10 protein-coding genes are annotated in these 13374 nt (G+C 51.4%); 5 read left to right on the top strand and 5 right to left on the bottom strand.

Annotated elements, in window-relative coordinates:
• Positions 1 to 30 precede the first annotated feature (30 nt).
• Positions 31 to 1974, bottom strand: a complete 1944-nt coding sequence (gene cpdB, locus AACS80_RS04320; RefSeq protein ID WP_138183674.1) for a 2',3'-cyclic-nucleotide 2'-phosphodiesterase — start codon at positions 1972 to 1974, stop codon at positions 31 to 33.
• A 171-nt stretch (positions 1975 to 2145) separates the two neighbouring features.
• Between cpdB and cysQ the strand changes: the two genes are divergently transcribed.
• Positions 2146 to 2886, top strand: a complete 741-nt coding sequence (gene cysQ, locus AACS80_RS04315) for a 3'(2'),5'-bisphosphate nucleotidase CysQ (protein ID WP_135410874.1) — start codon at positions 2146 to 2148, stop codon at positions 2884 to 2886.
• Here the strand turns inward: cysQ and AACS80_RS04310 are convergent.
• Positions 2876 to 3433, bottom strand: a complete 558-nt coding sequence (locus tag AACS80_RS04310; protein ID WP_064525852.1) for a YtfJ family protein — start codon at positions 3431 to 3433, stop codon at positions 2876 to 2878. The two genes, cysQ and AACS80_RS04310, sit on opposite strands and share 11 nt — an antisense overlap.
• A gap of 324 nt (positions 3434 to 3757) precedes the next feature.
• Here AACS80_RS04310 and AACS80_RS04305 point away from each other — a divergent pair, with 324 nt between their 5' ends.
• Positions 3758 to 3964: a DUF1107 domain-containing protein gene (locus AACS80_RS04305; protein ID WP_000689228.1), complete on the top strand. Its 207-nt coding sequence runs from the start codon at positions 3758 to 3760 to the stop codon at positions 3962 to 3964.
• 60 nt (positions 3965 to 4024) lie between these two features.
• Here AACS80_RS04305 and AACS80_RS04300 read toward each other — a convergent pair whose 3' ends face one another.
• A complete protein-coding gene (locus AACS80_RS04300; protein WP_130206047.1) occupies positions 4025 to 5380 on the bottom strand; it encodes a hemolysin family protein in 1356 nt (451 codons plus the stop codon).
• Positions 5381 to 5567: 187 nt separating this feature from the next.
• The gene (gene msrA / locus AACS80_RS04295; protein ID WP_135410875.1) at positions 5568 to 6206 is read right to left on the bottom strand and encodes a peptide-methionine (S)-S-oxide reductase MsrA; all 639 of its coding nucleotides are present in this window, start codon (positions 6204 to 6206) and stop codon (positions 5568 to 5570) included.
• Between the two features lie 205 nt (positions 6207 to 6411).
• On the opposite strand from msrA, the gene tamA reads away from it, so the two are divergent.
• The 3 genes from tamA to AACS80_RS04280 are packed head-to-tail and all read left to right on the top strand — an operon-like array spanning position 6412 to position 12268.
• On the top strand, positions 6412 to 8145 hold the full coding sequence (tamA, locus tag AACS80_RS04290; RefSeq protein ID WP_138183673.1) for an autotransporter assembly complex protein TamA: 1734 nt from the start codon (positions 6412 to 6414) through the stop codon (positions 8143 to 8145).
• Entirely contained in the window at positions 8142 to 11921 is a 3780-nt protein-coding gene (gene tamB / locus AACS80_RS04285; protein WP_138183672.1) for an autotransporter assembly complex protein TamB, read from the top strand. Before tamA ends, tamB begins: the two co-directional genes overlap by 4 nt.
• A gap of 2 nt (positions 11922 to 11923) precedes the next feature.
• A complete protein-coding gene (locus AACS80_RS04280; protein ID WP_130206055.1) occupies positions 11924 to 12268 on the top strand; it encodes a gamma-glutamylcyclotransferase family protein in 345 nt (114 codons plus the stop codon).
• 568 nt (positions 12269 to 12836) lie between these two features.
• Here AACS80_RS04280 and ppa read toward each other — a convergent pair.
• A complete protein-coding gene (gene ppa / locus AACS80_RS04275; protein ID WP_000055075.1) occupies positions 12837 to 13367 on the bottom strand; it encodes an inorganic diphosphatase in 531 nt (176 codons plus the stop codon).
• Positions 13368 to 13374 lie beyond the last annotated feature (7 nt).

Genomic DNA, 13374 nt, shown 5'->3' with positions numbered 1-13374 from the left:
TGATGATTTGTAGGCCGAAAATGAAGTGTTTTACTTACTCAAATCCACCTGATAAATCGCAAAGCCGATATCATCGGTCGCGACTTTATTCATCGGATACTGCCCTTTCTCTTTAATAAATGCTGCGGCTTTATCTGACGGGGATGTTTCGAAACGGATATCCAGTTTCTTATCGCCAGCAATCGGCGCTAGACGCCAGTTGTTATCTGCCGCCGGGTGGATTTCTCCCGCACGTTTAGACTCTTCAGCAATCCACGCTGCCAGTACCGAACGGTTCTCATCCGGTGAAGCAAAGGCAATATGGCTATCACCTGTTCCGGCAAATTTGCCGCCGTAAGCGCGATAGTTATTGGTGGCAACGAGGAACATGGCGTTCGGATCAATGGGTTTACCGTTAAAGGTCAGGTTCTTAATCCGCTCTGCATTGGCATTAACCACCTGACATTCGCCGTCATAGCGGGCGGGCTGGGTAACATCAATCTGATAATTCACGCCATCAATCACATCAAAGTTATAGGTACGGAAACCATCCCAGTTGATGAGTGACTGTGGTTGAGTGCTGTTGGGGTCTATCTGATTAAACTGCCCGGCGGAGCATTCCAGCCACTCTTTCACCTCTTTACCGCTGGCTTTCACCACGATAAGCGTATTGGGATAGAGATAGAGATCGGCGGCATTACGGAAGGTCAACTGGCCTTTTTCCACTTCGACATAACTGGCAGGGTCGTTCTTACGCCCACCGACTTTAAACGGCGCGGCAGCAGAGAGCACCGGCAGTTTTGCCAGGTCCGGATCGCCCTGAATGTAATGTTCGACATACGCTTTTTGCGCGTTGTTCACTACCTGCACGGTCGGATCATCCTGCACCAGCGCCAGATAGCTATACATGTTGTCGGCAGATTTGCCGATCGGTTTGCTGACAAACTGGCGTGTGGCGTCGTGATCGACCTTTAGCGTTTCTACCAGTTGACTGTCTTCCGCCGCGAGGGATTTTTTATTGGCGATATCGTAGATTGGGCGAGCCTCCGCTTTCGCCTGCGTCACCTGCCATTTCCCGCTGTCATTATTGAGTTGCAGATCGACCACGCCCAGATGATCGCCCCACATGCCAGGCATTACCGCCGGAACGCCGTTCAGCGTACCTTTGGCAATATCCGCGCCTTTAATATCGGCAAAATCTTTACTCGGGAAGACGGCGTGAGCATGGCCAAACATAATGGCGTCAACGCCCGGAATTTCACTGAGATAATAAACCGAGTTTTCCGCCATCACTTTATACGGATCGGCAGACAAACCAGAATGCGCCAGGACGACAACAACATCGGCCCCTTTCTCGCGCATTTCTGGCACGAACTTGCGCACTGTTTCAGTAATATCGTTAACGGTGACTTTGCCGGATAAATTGGCTTTATCCCAGCTCATAATCTGCGGTGGCACGACGCCGATGTAGCCAATTTTCAGCGTCTGTTTTTTCCCGTCTTTATCGACCACTTCGGTGTCTTTAATTAAATACGGCGTAAACATCGGCTGTTTGGTCTTAGCGTCAATGACGTTGGCGTTTATATAAGGGAATTTCGCCCCTGCCAGCGCATTTTTCAGGTAATCCAGACCGTAGTTAAATTCATGATTGCCGAGTGTGCCGACCGTATAATCCAGCGTATTCAGCGCCTTATAAACCGGATGAACATCACCTGCTTTTAATCCTTTCGCCGACATGTAATCTGCCAGCGGACTCCCCTGAATCAAATCGCCGTTATCGACTAGCACGCTGTTTTTCACTTCATTACGCGCGCCATTAATCAGACTCGCAGTACGAACCAGTCCGAATTTTTCTGTGGCGGAGTCTTTGTAATAATCGAAATCCATCATATTGCTATGCAAATCAGAGGTTTCCATTATGCGGATATCGACTGTTGCCGCATTCACACTGGCGGCAATCAGCGTAGCAAGGAGCGTTGCACTAAACTTAACCATCTGGGCATCCTTTTATGAATGAGTAGATGAAACGTCTTTCATACAGAGCGTTGAAGGATGCCATAAATAATAAATCAGGAAACGATGACGCCATCACAGTTGGCGGATTCTTTAACGATAGGGTATAAGTAAAACAACGAGTTAACACCACTGAAACAAAAGAGGTGGAGAATGTTAGAACAAGTATGTCAACTCGCACGGATTGCGGGCGATGCCATTATGCAGGTCTACGACGGGACGAAACCGATGGACGTCGTCAGCAAAGCGGATAACTCACCGGTGACAGCGGCGGACATTGCCGCGCATACCGTAATCATGGACGGTTTACGTACGCTGACGCCGGATATTCCGGTTCTGTCTGAAGAAGATCCTCCCGGCTGGGAAGTCCGTCAGCACTGGCAGCGTTACTGGCTGGTGGACCCGCTGGATGGCACTAAAGAGTTTATTAAACGTAACGGCGAATTCACCGTTAATATTGCGCTCATCGACCACGGAAAACCGATTTTAGGTGTGGTGTATGCGCCAGTAATGAACGTAATGTACAGTGCGGCAGAAGGCAAAGCCTGGAAAGAAGAGTGCGGCGTGCGCAAGCAGATTCAGGTACGCGATGCACGGCCGCCGCTGGTGGTCATTAGCCGATCCCATGCGGATGCAGAGCTGAAAGAGTATCTGCAACAGCTTGGCGAACATCAGACGACGTCCATTGGCTCTTCGCTGAAATTCTGTCTGGTGGCGGAAGGGCAGGCGCAGCTCTACCCACGTTTCGGACCAACCAATATTTGGGACACTGCCGCCGGCCACGCTGTTGCTGCTGCAGCCGGAGCGCACGTACACGATTGGCAGGGTAAAACGCTGGATTATACCCCGCGTGAATCGTTCCTGAATCCAGGATTCAGAGTTTCTATTTATTGAGCAACTTATGCAGCAAGTCCATCACTTGCTGCACCTCTTCCTGGGTGAGCGCTCCGTCCTTCGCCCATTGCACTCGGCCGTCTTTATCGAGCACGGCAATGGCAGAACTCTCCTCATCCAACTGCCAGGCGCCGCGCGCGACGCCGTTGCTATCGACAATAAACTGCGACCACGGATAAAGCTTTTTATTACTTTCCAGACTGCTGCGCACAAACATGCCGGAACCCGGAATTGCGTCATCTGTGTTGACAATGGTGGTGGTCTGGTAGCGATCGTGCGGCAACTTCGCCGATTTAATCGCTTCTATCAGCGTCGCGTTTTTCTCTTTGGCTGACGTACGACCAGCTATATGTTGTAGCACTCGCACTTTTCCCGCTAACTGCGCGCTGTTCCAGGTTTTGTAGCTAAACTGATCTTTATCAAGCACCAACTCGCCACGATCGGTAATGCCAATCGGCGGTACTCGCTGGCCGGTTTCGAACTGATGTGCAGAGGCCATCATCGGCAGCAGCAGGCAGGTGAGGGCCAGAATCTTGCGTAGAGTCATGGTGTTTCCTTCTTATGATATGCAGGTGATCCGACCACTTGGGTCTGACTTTTAATCATATGTGCTATTTATCGAAAATCCCGCAAGTGTGATGCCAGTTTGCGGACAAGCGCACAAATCATATGAAAAATGAATGCTTATACTAAAGATTCTGATTAGGCGAAAAGATAATTCTGAATAATTGTAACGTTACGGTAAAAAAACTCATACAGGCTGGAAACATTACCGCAGTAGTCTATAGTCATTAGGCATTAAAATTTGCGCCTCATAATAGTTGGACCGATTGTGGTACCGCAAAGGCGTAATACTCAGCAGGAGACAACAATGAAAATTTTCCAACGGTACAACCCACTGCAAGTGGCGAAGTACGTGAAGATCCTGTTTCGTGGACGGTTATACATCAAGGATGTTGGCGCTTTTGAATTTGATAAGGGTAAAATTCTTATCCCAAAAGTGAAGGATAAACTGCATTTATCAGTGATGTCCGAAGTAAACCGTCAGGTTATGCGTCTGCAAACAGAGATGGCTTAACCAAAGTGCTATGCAGTAATAAGACGGCTCCTGATTCAGGAGCCGTTGATGTTTCTGAGGTTATGCGACGTTTTCTTCTTTATCTTTGTCTTTATCTTTAGCGTCAGTCAGTTTTGGCGAAAGGACGGTGGCTTTGCTGTCGATCCGCGTTACCAGCAGCTGGTCGATGCGGTAGTTATCGATATCCACCACTTCAAATTTGTAGCCGGCGAATTTCACCGAATCAGTGCGTTTGGGGATCTTACGCAGCATAAACATCATAAAGCCGCCAATGGTTTCGTAATTGCCTGACTGCGGGAACTCGTCAATATCCAGTACACGCATCACGTCATCAATCGGTGTTCCACCATCGATTAGCCATGAGTTCTCATCACGCGCCACAATCTGCTCTTCCAGACCCTGACCAACCAGATCGCCCATCAGTGTGGTCATCACGTCGTTGAGGGTGATTATCCCCACAACCAGCGCGTATTCATTCATGATTACTGCAAAGTCTTCGCCCGCAGTTTTAAAACTTTCCAGCGCCTCAGAAAGGGTCAGCGTGTCTGGCACGATCAGCGTGTTGCGAATTTGTACGCCACTGTTCAGCGCCAGGCTTTGATTGGCCAGCACGCGGTTAAGCAGATCTTTCGAATCCACATAGCCGATGATGTGGTCGATATCTTCAGTACAGACGAGGAATTTTGAGTGCGGATGTTCCGCCACTTTATTCTTCAGACTTTGCTCGTCTTCGTGGAGATCGAACCAGATGACGTTCTCACGCGGAGTCATAGACGACGGGACAGTACGGGATTCAAGCTCGAACACGTTTTCAATCAGTTCATGCTCTTGTTTACGTAATACCCCCGCCAGCGCCCCCGCTTCTACTACCGCGTAAATATCATCGGAAGTGATGTCATCCTTGCGCACCATCGGCAGTTTAAAGATACGGAAGATCATGTTCGCCAGGCCGTTGAAGAACCACACCAGCGGGGTGCAGACGTACAGGCAGAAGCGCATCGGGTTGATGATACGCAAAGCCACAGCTTCTGGCGCAATCATACCGATGCGTTTCGGGGTTAAATCCGCAAACAGGATAAACATGCCAGTCACTAACGAGAAAGAGAGAATAAAGCTCAGTTGCTCAGAGAGCTCTGCCGACATATAGCGGGAGAACAGGCTGTTAAAAGCCGGGGAGAACGCTGCATCACCGACGATACCGCCGAGAATCGCCACTGCGTTCAGACCGATTTGTACCACGGTAAAGAACATGCCGGGATTTTCCTGCATATTCATAACGCGTTGGGCATTTATATTGCCTTCATCAGCCAGCAGTTTAAGTTTGATTTTGCGTGAGGCGGCAAGCGAGATCTCGGACATCGAGAAGAACGCACTTACGGCGATCAAGCAGAGTATGACTAAAATACTGTTTAACATATCTTATCTAACCGTTCAGGTCAGATCCTCGGAAGGGGAAGTTGATTAATTTGTGTGAAATACACATTGAAAGCCGATTCGAAGAGAGTGAACCGGCATTTTCAGAGGCTAGTATAGCGTAAGGTACTGTAAAGTCGCCAGAGGGTTAAATTTTTGTCTCATTTCACTTTGGGGCCACCTTTTAATACTACACTTCAGGCGGCAGACAAACGCCTATTCCACCAATTCCGCAATAGCCATAAGGGTTTTTATGTAGATACTGTTGGTGGTCATCTTCGGCATAATAGAACGGTGTGGCGTTAGTAATCTCGGTGGTTATCTGGCGATCGTCATCGGCGGCGAGCATTGCGGCCTGAAAACGTTCCAGACTGGCGCGGGCGGCGGCATCCTGTTCTGGTGTCAGCGGGTAAATCGCGGAACGGTACTGCGTGCCGTGATCATTACCTTGACGCATCCCTTGTGCAGGATCGTGGTTTTCCCAGAAAACCTGCAACAGTTGTTCATAGCTGATTACCGACGGATCGTAAACCACTCGCACCGCTTCTGCGTGGCCGGTCTCACCGGAACACACTTCCCGATAAGTCGGGTTTGGCGTGTAACCGCCAGTGTAGCCTGCGGCAGTGCTGTAAACACCGGGAAGTTGCCAGAAAAGGCGTTCAACGCCCCAGAAACAGCCCATCGCAAAAATGGCGATCTCCATTCCGTCAGGCACATTTGTCATTGAGTGACCGTTGACCGCATGCAGCGTAGCTACGGGCATCGGGGTATTCCGTCCAGGAAGGGCATCGGTGGGGGAAACCAGATGCTTTTTATCAAATAAACTCATGGTGTCGTTCTCCCGAAAGTCGGTCATAGGGGTTTAGGTTGTAACAAGGGACGTATTTGCACACAATAACCCCCGTGAATGGGTCTAAAGTAAAACATAAGTAATATTTTGGGTTTAGTCTGCTTTTTAATCCATATTGCTGGATTATTGTTAAGCCGTTTAACGGAGTTCCAGGGGCAGGAATAAAGGATATTCAGGAGAAAATGTGCGCTATATCCGACAGTTATGCTGTGTAAGCTTACTCTGCTTTAGTGGTTCTGCCATCGCCGCGAATGTCCGTCTACAGGTGGAAGGGTTATCGGGACAGCTGGAAAAAAACGTTCGTGCACAGCTTTCTACGATTCAAAGTGATGAAGTGACGCCAGACCGGCGCTTTCGCGCACGTGTTGATGATGCCATTCGGGAAGGTCTAAAAGCACTGGGCTATTACCAGCCAACAATTGAATTTGATCTCCAGCCACCGCCAAAGAAAGGACGGCAGGTGCTGGTTGCTAAAGTTACACCGGGTGTACCCGTGTTGATTGGCGGCACCGATGTAGTCTTGCGCGGCGGTGCGCGAACCGATAAAGACTATTTGAAGTTGCTGGATACTCGCCCGGCTATAGGTACGGTGCTAAACCAGGGCGATTATGAAAATTTCAAAAAGTCCTTAACCAGTATTGCGCTGCGTAAAGGCTATTTCGATAGCGAATTTACCAAAGCTCAGTTAGGCATAGCGCTTGGCCTGCATAAAGCGTACTGGGATATTGATTACAACAGTGGCGAACGTTACCGCTTTGGGCATGTCACTTTTGAAGGTTCGCAAATTCGCGACGAGTACCTGCAAAACCTGGTACCGTTCAAAGAAGGCGATGAATACGAGTCAAAAGATCTGGCGGAACTGAACCGTCGCCTTTCCGCGACTGGCTGGTTTAATTCGGTGGTAGTGGCACCGCAATTTGATAAAGCGCGCGAAACGAAAGTATTACCATTGACAGGCGTGGTTTCGCCGCGAACAGAAAACACCATCGAAACCGGGGCCGGTTACTCTACGGACGTGGGACCGCGCGTGAAAGCGACGTGGAAAAAGCCGTGGATGAACTCATACGGTCACAGTCTGACCACCAGTACCAGTATTTCCGCGCCGGAACAGACCCTCGACTTCAGCTATAAAATGCCGCTGCTGAAGAATCCACTGGAACAATATTATTTGGTGCAGGGCGGTTTTAAGCGTACTGACCTGAATGACACCGAATCCGATTCCACTACCCTGGTCGCTTCCCGCTACTGGGATCTTTCCAGCGGCTGGCAGCGCGCCATTAACCTACGCTGGAGTCTCGACCACTTTACTCAGGGTGAAATTACTAACACCACAATGCTGTTTTATCCAGGTGTGATGATTAGCCGGACGCGATCACGCGGCGGCCTGATGCCGACCTGGGGCGACTCGCAACGCTACTCTATCGACTATTCCAACACAGCCTGGGGATCGGATGTCGATTTCTCCGTTTTCCAGGCACAGAACGTCTGGATCCGCACACTGTACGATCGCCATCGCTTTGTTACGCGCGGCACGTTGGGCTGGATTGAAACCGGTGACTTCGACAAAGTACCGCCGGATCTGCGTTTCTTCGCCGGGGGCGACCGCAGTATTCGCGGCTATAAATACAAATCTATTGCGCCGAAATATGACAATGGTGACCTGAAAGGGGCATCAAAGCTAATTACCGGATCACTGGAGTACCAGTACAACGTGACCGGAAAATGGTGGGGCGCGGTGTTTGTCGATAGCGGTGAAGCGGTGAGTGATATCCGCCGCAGCGACTTCAAAACCGGCACCGGGGTCGGCGTGCGCTGGGAATCGCCGGTCGGGCCAATCAAGCTCGATTTCGCCGTACCGGTCGCGGATAAAGACGAGCACGGGTTACAGTTTTACATCGGTCTGGGGCCAGAATTATGAGTTTATGGAAAAAAATCAGCCTCGGCGCGGTTATCGTCATCTTACTACTGCTGGGCTCGGTGGCATTTCTGGTTGGCACCACTAGCGGCCTGCATCTGGTATTTAAAGCGGCGGACCGCTGGGTGCCAGGGCTGGACATCGGCAAGGTCACTGGCGGCTGGCGCGACCTTACCCTGTCTGACGTTCGTTATGAGCAGCCAGGCGTGGCGGTAAAAGCGGGCAATCTGCACCTGGCCGTTGGGCTGGATTGTCTGTGGAACAGCAGCGTTTGTGTTAACGATCTGGCGCTGAAAGATATTCAGGTCAACATCGACAGCAAAAAAATGCCTCCTTCTGAGCAGGTTGAAGAAGAGGAAGATAGCGGGCCGCTGGATCTCTCCACGCCGTATCCCATCACACTGACGCGCGTGGCGCTGGATAACGTCAACATCAAGATTGATGACACTACGGTGTCGGTGATGGACTTCACCTCCGGCCTGAACTGGCAGGAGAAAACCCTGACCCTGAAACCGACGTCGCTGAAAGGCCTGTTGATTGCTTTGCCGAAAGTGGCGGACGTGGCGCAGGAAGAAGTGGTCGAGCCGAAGATTGAAAATCCGCAGCCGGAGGAAAAGCCGCTCGGCGAAACGCTGAAAGATCTCTTTTCTCGCCCGGTATTACCGGAAATGACCGACGTGCATTTGCCGCTTAACCTGAACATTGAAGAGTTTAAAGGCGAGCAACTGCGCGTGACAGGCGACACGGATATCACCGTGAGCACCATGCTGCTGAAAGTGAGCAGCATCGACGGCAATACCAAACTGGATGCGCTGGATATTGACTCTAACCAGGGGATTGTCAATGCCAGCGGTACGGCACAACTGTCCAACAACTGGCCGGTGGATATCACCCTCAACAGCACTTTGAATGTGGAGCCGTTGAAAGGTGAAAAGGTGAAGCTGAAAGTGGGCGGCGCGCTGCGCGAACAGCTGGAGATAGGCGTTAACCTTTCCGGCCCGGTGGATATGGATTTACGCGCCCAGACGCGGCTGGCGGAAGCCGGACTGCCGCTCAACGTGGAAGTGAACAGCAAACAACTTTACTGGCCGTTCACTGGTGAGAAGCAATATCAGGCGGATGACCTGAAACTGAAACTCACCGGCAAAATGACCGATTACACGCTGTCTATGCGTACGGCGGTGAAAGGGCAGGAGATCCCGCCAGCGACCATTACCCTTGATGCGAAAGGGAATGAACAGCAGGTCAATCTCGACAAACTCACCGTTGCGGCGCTGGAAGGAAAAACCGAGCTGAAGGCGCTGCTCGACTGGCAGCAGGCCATTAGTTGGCGCGGCGAATTGACGTTCAACGGCATTAATACGGCGAAAGAGTTCCCGGACTGGCCATCGAAACTCACTGGTTTGATCAAAACGCGCGGTAGCCTGTACGGCGGCACCTGGCAGATGGACGTGCCGGAGTTGAAGCTGACCGGCAACGTCAAAAAGAACAAAGTGAACGTTGAGGGAACGCTGAAAGGCAACAGTTATATGCAGTGGATGATCCCAGGTCTGCATCTGGAACTGGGGCCAAACAGTGCCGAAGTGAAAGGCGAGCTGGGGGTGAAAGATCTCAATCTTGACGCCACCATCAACGCGCCTGGTCTGGATAACGCGCTGCCAGGACTTGGCGGTACAGCGAAAGGGCTGGTGAAAGTTCGCGGTACGGTGGAAGCGCCGCAGTTGCTGGCGGATATCACCGCGCGCGGCTTGCGCTGGCAGGAATTTTCTGTGTCGCAGGTTCGCGTGGAAGGCGACATCAAATCCACCGATCAGATTGCGGGTAAACTCGACGTGCGCGTTGAGCAAATCTCGCAGCCGGATGTGAATATCAACCTTGTTACTCTGAATGCGAAAGGCAGCGAAAAGCAGCACGAGTTACAACTGAGGATTCAGGGCGAGCCGGTTTCCGGGCAGCTTAATCTGGCAGGTAGCTTTGATCGCAAAGAAGAACGCTGGAAGGGAACACTTAGCAATACGCGCTTCCAGACGCCGGTCGGACCGTGGTCGCTAACGCGTGATATCGCGCTGGACTATCGCAATCAGGAGCAAAAAATCAGCATTGGGCCACACTGCTGGCTTAACCCGAATGCGGAACTGTGCGTGCCGCAAACCATTGATGCCGGGGCTGAAGGGCGTGCGGTTGTGAATCTCAACCGCTTCGACCTGGCAATGCTGAAACCGTTTATGCCGGAAACTACTCAGGCAAGCGGTATCTTCACGGGTAAAGCGGACGTTGCCTGGGACACCACCAAAGAGGGGCTGCCACAGGGTAGTATCACTCTTTCGGGGCGTAACGTGCAGGTGACGCAAACCGTCAACGATGCGGAGCTACCGGTGGCGTTTCAGACGCTGAACCTATCGGCAGAGCTGCGGAATAATCGCGCTGAGCTGGGCTGGACCATCCGTCTGACCAATAACGGCCAGTTTGATGGTCAGGTGCAGGTGACCGATCCGCAAGGCCGTCGGAATCTTGGCGGCAACGTCAACATCCGCAATTTTAACCTCGCAATGGTGAACCCCATCTTTACGCGTGGTGAAAAAGCAGCGGGGATGGTGAGCGCCAACCTACGTCTGGGCGGTGATGTGCAAAGCCCGCAGCTGTTTGGTCAGCTACAGGTCACAGGCGTGGATATCGACGGCAACTTTATGCCATTTGATATGCAGCCGAGCCAGCTTGCGGTCAATTTTAACGGTATGCGCTCGACGCTTGCGGGGACCGTGAGGACTCAGCAGGGTGACATCTACCTGAACGGTGATGCTGACTGGAGCCAGATTGAAAACTGGCGGGCGCGGGTAACGGCGAAAGGCAGTAAGGTACGGATCACCGTACCACCGATGGTGCGGATGGATGTGTCGCCTGACATCGTATTCGAAGCGACACCAAGCCTGTTTACCCTTGATGGTCGCGTGGATGTACCGTGGGCGCGCATTGTGGTGCACGATCTGCCGGAAAGTGCGGTGGGTGTCTCAAGCGATGTGGTGATGCTCAACGATAACCTGCAACCGGAGGAGACGAAAACCGCGTCAATTCCGATCAACAGCAACCTGATTGTCCACGTCGGCAATAACGTGCGCATTGATGCCTTTGGCCTGAAGGCGCGGCTGACGGGCGATCTCAACGTCGTACAGGACAAACAAGGTCTGGGCCTGAACGGGCAAATTAACATCCCTGAAGGGCGCTTCCATGCATATGGCCAGGATCTGATTGTGCGCAAAGGCGAGCTGCTGTTCTCTGGTCCACCGGATCAACCGTATCTCAATATCGAAGCCATTCGTAACCCGGATGCTACAGAAGATGACGTAATCGCTGGTGTTCGTGTCACCGGGCTGGCGGATGAGCCGAAAGCGGAGATCTTCTCTGACCCGGCGATGTCACAACAGGCTGCATTGTCTTACTTATTGCGTGGACAAGGGCTGGAGAGCGATCAGAGCGACAGCGCGGCGATGACTTCGATGCTGATTGGTCTGGGGGTTGCGCAAAGTGGTCAGATTGTGGGTAAAATCGGCGAGACATTTGGTGTAAGTAATTTAGCGCTCGACACCGAGGGGGTAGGTGATTCTTCCCAGGTGGTGGTCAGCGGCTATGTATTACCAGGCTTACAAGTGAAATACGGCGTGGGGATATTTGACTCTATAGCAACACTCACGTTACGTTATCGCCTGATGCCGAAGCTATATCTGGAAGCCGTGTCTGGTGTAGATCAGGCACTGGATTTGCTCTATCAGTTCGAGTTTTAGCTATGCGAATATTTGTCTACGGCAGTTTACGTCACAAACAAGGCAACAGCCACTGGATGACAAATGCCCAGTTGCTGGGCGATTTCAGTATCGATAACTACCAGTTGTATAGCCTGGGCCACTATCCAGGCGCAGTTCCGGGAAACGGAACGGTACATGGTGAAGTTTATCGTATTGACAACGCCACGCTGGCCGAACTTGATGCCTTGCGCACCAGGGGCGGTGAATACGCGCGCCAGTTGATTCAGACGCCGTACGGGAGTGCATGGATGTACGTTTATCAACGGCCCGTCGATGGATTAACGCTGATTGAAAGCGGCGACTGGTTAGACAGGGATCAGTCATAATATAAACACGCCACCTTCGGGTGGCGTTGTTTTTTGCGATGTATCTCGCGATTTTTTTGTAACTTTCACATCTTTTGCTTTTCTCTCCGAGCCGCTTTCCATATCTGCAATCGCATAAAAAACTCTGCTGGCGTTCACAAATGTGCAGGGGTAAAACGGGGGCACGCTTTGAACGGTGAGTATGAGTGAGGTCGGCTAACTTCCAGCAAGTGGCTATGAACAGCAAAATGGTGGTCGAGTTTAGCTTGTTCTTACCGTTCAAGCCTTTCAACTGCTGAAAATAATAATAGTGGAGTAGATAGTTTATAAATTGCGGGCATAAAAAAACCCTTACTAACCGAAGCCCGGCGTTCAGGGTTATTGCGCTATACTCGTCATACTTCAAGTTGCATGTGCTGCGACTGCGTTCATTCACCCCAGTCACTTACTTCTGTAAGCTCCAGGGGATTCACACACTTGTCGCGTTACTCGGCCTTAGGCCTCGCCCTTTCAGGGCCAACGCAAGCGTTGTTCAAAACGCCGCTGGCGTTTTGTCCTGCAAGTTGAATTATTTAGAGTATCTAAGAACTTATTTATTCTTTGCGCGCTCGAAGGAAGCAACGATTTCAGCTTTAGCGGCTTCAGCGTTTTCCCAACCTTCAACTTTCACCCACTTGCCTTTTTCGAGGTCTTTGTAGTGCTCGAAGAAGTGAGCGATCTGAGCTTTCAGCAGCTCCGGCAGATCGTTAACGTCTTTGATGTGATCGTATTCTTTGCTCAGTTTGCTGTGCGGAACAGCAACCAGTTTCGCATCTTCACCAGCTTCGTCGGTCATTTTCAGAACGCCAACCGGACGGCAACGGATCACAGAACCCGGCTGCAGCGGGTACGGAGTCGGGACCAGAACGTCAACCGGGTCACCGTCCAGAGACAGAGTGTGGTTGATATAGCCGTAGTTGCACGGGTAGAACATCGCGGTGGACATGAAGCGGTCAACGAACAGTGCGCCGCTCTCTTTGTCGATTTCGTATTTGATCGGATCAGCGTTAGCCGGGATTTCGATAACAACGTAGATGTCTTCCGGCAGATCTTTACCCGCAGGGACGTTGAGTAAGCTCATGTCTGTT

The sequence above is a fragment of the Escherichia sp. E4385 genome (assembly GCF_963883145.1).
GTDB lineage: Bacteria > Pseudomonadota > Gammaproteobacteria > Enterobacterales > Enterobacteriaceae > Escherichia.
Note: the sequence above shows the minus strand (reverse complement) of the source record. Positions and strands in the feature narration are given on the sequence as shown.

What these genes read in the sequence shown, in the direction of transcription:
- AACS80_RS04305 (WP_000689228.1), top strand. Translation starts at nt 3,758, where the DNA reads ATGAAAATTTTCCAACGGTACAACCCACTGCAAGTGGCGAAGTACGTG.
- AACS80_RS04280 (WP_130206055.1), top strand. Translation starts at nt 11,924, where the DNA reads ATGCGAATATTTGTCTACGGCAGTTTACGTCACAAACAAGGCAACAGC.
- AACS80_RS04300 (WP_130206047.1), bottom strand. Translation starts at nt 5,380, where the DNA reads ATGTTAAACAGTATTTTAGTCATACTCTGCTTGATCGCCGTAAGTGCG.
- msrA (WP_135410875.1), bottom strand. Translation starts at nt 6,206, where the DNA reads ATGAGTTTATTTGATAAAAAGCATCTGGTTTCCCCCACCGATGCCCTT.
- tamB (WP_138183672.1), top strand. Translation starts at nt 8,142, where the DNA reads ATGAGTTTATGGAAAAAAATCAGCCTCGGCGCGGTTATCGTCATCTTA.
- AACS80_RS04310 (WP_064525852.1), bottom strand. Translation starts at nt 3,433, where the DNA reads ATGACTCTACGCAAGATTCTGGCCCTCACCTGCCTGCTGCTGCCGATG.
- cpdB (WP_138183674.1), bottom strand. Translation starts at nt 1,974, where the DNA reads ATGGTTAAGTTTAGTGCAACGCTCCTTGCTACGCTGATTGCCGCCAGT.
- ppa (WP_000055075.1), bottom strand. Translation starts at nt 13,367, where the DNA reads ATGAGCTTACTCAACGTCCCTGCGGGTAAAGATCTGCCGGAAGACATC.
- cysQ (WP_135410874.1), top strand. Translation starts at nt 2,146, where the DNA reads ATGTTAGAACAAGTATGTCAACTCGCACGGATTGCGGGCGATGCCATT.